This window comes from Shigella sp. FC1567 (genome assembly GCF_001743015.1).
GTDB classification, from domain to species: domain Bacteria; phylum Pseudomonadota; class Gammaproteobacteria; order Enterobacterales; family Enterobacteriaceae; genus Escherichia; species Escherichia coli.
The window spans coordinates 1-3347 of sequence record NZ_MIIV01000190.1 but is presented as its reverse complement, the minus strand read 5'-3'; the positions used below and the strand labels follow the sequence as shown (position 1 = coordinate 3347).

Here is a 3347-nt window from a genome sequence, read left to right as displayed (position 1 = left end):
CGTTACACTCAGCGCATTGAGCGACATAATCTGAATCTGAGACAACATCTGGCAAGGCTGGGACGGAAGTCACTGTCGTTCTCAAAATCGGTGGAGCTGCATGACAAGGTCATCGGGCATTATCTGAACATAAAACACTATCAGTAAGTTGGAGTCATTACCAAGTGCTAGAATATTTTATCAATAATGGATTGGTTGATGTAAACAAAAAATTTCAAAAAGCAAATAGTGGGGACACTATGCTTGACAATGCAATGAAAAGCAAAGATTCAAAAATGATTGATTTTTTATTAAAAAATGGAGCGGTATCAGGCAAACGATTTGAGAGGTGACCTAAAATATATTTAGGTTGTGCCCTGAATCTGAAGTTGTCATTTCTGTTATATTGATCGACATAGGGGATGGTGCAGACCGTTCCCCTGCAACACCACATTGCATGTGGTGAACGGAACCGCCCCGAGTTTCCTAGAGAATGTTTTATCTGTGAACTCAGGTTGCCAGATCATCGTTTCCGATGGCAGCATAATAAGCTTTTTCTGCTTCTGCCGGAGGGATATGTCCCAGCCTTTCCAGTAATCCCTTAAATTCAGGGGTAAAACGTGGTGTGCCCATAGACTCCTCCTATGCTCATATAGGGTAGATTTGTCTATGGGCCCTCCATAGCCTGATACAGGCTGTCCAGCTTTATGGGGTCAGTTCATTGGTAGGAGTATTTAATTCTTCAAACTCTTTTTTGGCTTCGCTAAGGCTTTTGGTAAATTCAGGTGTATTATGAAGTACTGCAACAACCGATGCTCCCATTAAACGCCCAGCCTCTACATCGCTTTGCCAATGCGCACCGCAGATGACCCGACTTTCTCCAAACTCATATCCACGTCGAAGTATTTCCGCTTTACGTTGAGGATTAATCTCCGCAAGTATCAGTGCTACTGCCCAACCAAAGGATGCATGACCAGAGGGATAAGAGCCAGTGATAGCCATGTTCTCATCTTTATCAGGTGTACAGGTTGCGTCTTTATAAATAACGAATGGACGAACTCTTTTATAATATTCTTTGGCGTTACGCACGGCGTAATCATGGCTATCCTGTAGTACTTGTGTTAACAACTGATATAAGATTGGGGTATTTTCCCTTGAAATATCCATGCCATAAGCATCTGAAAATGCAAGACCAAAATTCTCGTAGTATGCATCTTCGCTAGCGAGACGTACACGATTAGCATCCCGGAGCGAGCGGCCGAATTCATAATGAGCTTTGTCAGCCTGAAATACTACTGAATCCTCTGCCGGAGGCGGCGGAAGTATTGACAAACTGTCTGGTGAAGTTTGTTGAGTGAGAAAACCTTCTGCCTTCAGAGCATTTGCTGAGGGGATAAAAATCATATTTGTAGCAATACAAAAAAGAAGAAAGTTTTTGGTTTTCATAATTTATTTCCTTAGCATAATTAATTGATGATTTTGGTCAGCTGTAAAAAACGAGCTGTGTTACAAAAAACACAAGTCATGCGGAAAAATTTGAACAGAGTGATGGAAAAACAAAAAATAGTCTTATATTAAAGTAATAACATTATTTTTCATATTCACGAAAAATAATGTAGTAAAAGAATGATGTTTTTTATCTATTTGTTCGTATCGTTTTGTCTCTGTATTATGATGATTTGTGATTTTCCCTCATAGGGAAGCACTTTTCTACTAAAGAAAAAAATAACTTCATCTTAAATGCAAACAATTAACTATAGGTTAAAAATTTTATACTAATCCAGTTCTTTATTAATAATAAAAGTCTTTTTCTGAGAGCTTCTTTTTACTGTATGCTCCGGATCAGCAGGAATTGAAGTTGAACGATAATGTGAGTAGGGAAAAAGCTCTTGACCATAGTGAACTCCATATCCATGATAGCCGGATATTTTTAGACCATCACTCAATGACTCATCGTTTTCAAGGTGTTTTTTTATCTGCTCTAGCAAAGATTCTTTTTCCTTAAAAAAAGGCAGAGAGTTAAGGATACAAGAAAGACTTTCAGCAGGGGCATTGTTAAAATTTTTAGGAGCCACTTTATCAGCGGAGCCGCATGAAGTAAAACGGATATCTTTCACATTTAGAATACCACAGTCTTTCATTCTTGAAATGATTGTTTGTACATCAATAAGTTCCGAACCAAGGCCTAATTGATGAGAACCAGGACTACCGTGCCCAAGAATATAAACCTTATTATACTCTTTAAAATCAGTATCGTTTACTGTTTTTATTTTCGCTTTTTTTACAGAAAAATAAGCAGCAGCATTCAATGCGTCATCATCATTATTTATTACTATTGGTTCACTCTGTGGTAGCCATGATTCAGCCATTTTTAGAAAATCATTTTTACTTTTTTCATTTTTAAAAACATAATCATATAACATCTTGTTCTTAAATACTCTTGGTATTTGTTGTCCCATAATAGATAGAACATCATTGCTATCACAAAAACCTTTCTCTCCTAAAAAAACCAATGCTGCTTTTGGGTGAGTACATGATGAATTTTTTACCCTTTTTATTATATGTGCAAATGCAATATCTGATATGCTTTCATTCTTTTTATTGACTGTTCTACAGTATGGTCTAACACCATCTAAATTCATACCTACATGACTCCATATATTGTTTTATAAACATCATAGTAAAGGGTGTTATATTTTCATATAGTATGCAAGCTTCTTTGTATACTATGATTTAAAAAAACGGAACAAAAATGCAATTATATTCTGGCATTGTTTAATGCGGTTTGTCTTTTTTATTCATTATTTCAATGAAAGAATTTCAACTACAAAGTTAATTGATCCTACCTACATAATATAGACACAGTACCTAAAGTACCGTGGAGATCATCCGGGGAAGCCCCGGGTCTGATACCAGTGCAGGTAGACCGCTATCTTGTTCCGGTAATGTTCTGCCGTTCTTTACGGCATCACCTCTAGCAGAAACATCGCGTAACTGCGCCAAGTATGATGAACTTCTCTTACCGCTGCTAGACTGGCCCCCTGAATCTCCAGACAACCAGTATCACTTAAATAAGTGATAGTCTTAATACTAGTTTTTAGACTAGTCATTGGAGTACAGATGATTGATGTCTTAGGGCCGGAGAAACGCAGACGGCGTACCACACAGGAAAAGATCGCAATTGTTCAGCAGAGCTTTGAACCGGGGATGACGGTCTCCCTCGTTGCCCGGCAACATGGTGTAGCAGCCAGCCAGTTATTTCTCTGGCGTAAGCAATACCAGGAAGGAAGTCTTACTGCTGTGGCCGCCGGAGAACAGGTTGTTCCTGCCTCTGAACTTGCTGCCGCCATGAAGCAGATTAAAGAACT

The 3347-nt window shown here is 38.5% G+C and carries 5 protein-coding genes and 2 pseudogenes; 3 read left to right on the top strand and 4 right to left on the bottom strand.

Annotation, left to right across the window (positions count from 1 at the left end):
• Together BHE85_RS12545 and BHE85_RS12540 are read left to right on the top strand one after the other, a co-directional pair.
• Nucleotides 1-147: IS1 family transposase (locus BHE85_RS12545; protein ID WP_001437028.1), on the top strand; the 147-nt coding region annotated here is incomplete at its 5' end.
• An 11-nt stretch (nt 148-158) separates the two neighbouring features.
• Nucleotides 159-332: pseudogene (locus BHE85_RS12540) on the top strand (T3SS effector OspC family protein); the annotation flags it as partial.
• Between the two features lie 157 nt (nt 333-489).
• On the opposite strand, the gene BHE85_RS28055 reads toward BHE85_RS12540, so the two are convergent.
• The 4 genes and pseudogenes from BHE85_RS28055 to BHE85_RS12520 all read right to left on the bottom strand — a co-directional run.
• Nucleotides 490-612, bottom strand: coding sequence for a hypothetical protein (locus BHE85_RS28055; RefSeq protein ID WP_000537156.1), 123 nt, complete (start codon nt 610-612; stop codon nt 490-492).
• Between the two features lie 72 nt (nt 613-684).
• Nucleotides 685-1425, bottom strand: coding sequence for a PAP2 family phosphatase PhoN2 (gene phoN2 / locus BHE85_RS12530; protein WP_000850661.1), 741 nt, complete (start codon nt 1423-1425; stop codon nt 685-687).
• A gap of 329 nt (nt 1426-1754) precedes the next feature.
• Nucleotides 1755-2621, bottom strand: a complete 867-nt coding sequence (ospB, locus tag BHE85_RS12525) for a type 3 secretion system effector OspB (protein WP_001046942.1) — start codon at nt 2619-2621, stop codon at nt 1755-1757.
• A gap of 249 nt (nt 2622-2870) precedes the next feature.
• A pseudogene (locus BHE85_RS12520) lies at nt 2871-2999 on the bottom strand (DUF3440 domain-containing protein); the annotation flags it as partial.
• 100 nt (nt 3000-3099) lie between these two features.
• On the opposite strand from BHE85_RS12520, the gene BHE85_RS12515 reads away from it, so the two are divergent.
• On the top strand, nt 3100-3347 hold a 248-nt coding region (locus BHE85_RS12515; RefSeq protein WP_000567707.1), incomplete at its 3' end, for a transposase.

Excerpts from the sequence above, each read along its gene's own strand:
- BHE85_RS28055 (WP_000537156.1), bottom strand. The coding sequence starts at position 612 with ATGGGCACACCACGTTTTACCCCTGAATTTAAGGGATTACTGGAAAGG.
- phoN2 (WP_000850661.1), bottom strand. The coding sequence starts at position 1,425 with ATGAAAACCAAAAACTTTCTTCTTTTTTGTATTGCTACAAATATGATT.
- ospB (WP_001046942.1), bottom strand. The coding sequence starts at position 2,621 with ATGAATTTAGATGGTGTTAGACCATACTGTAGAACAGTCAATAAAAAG.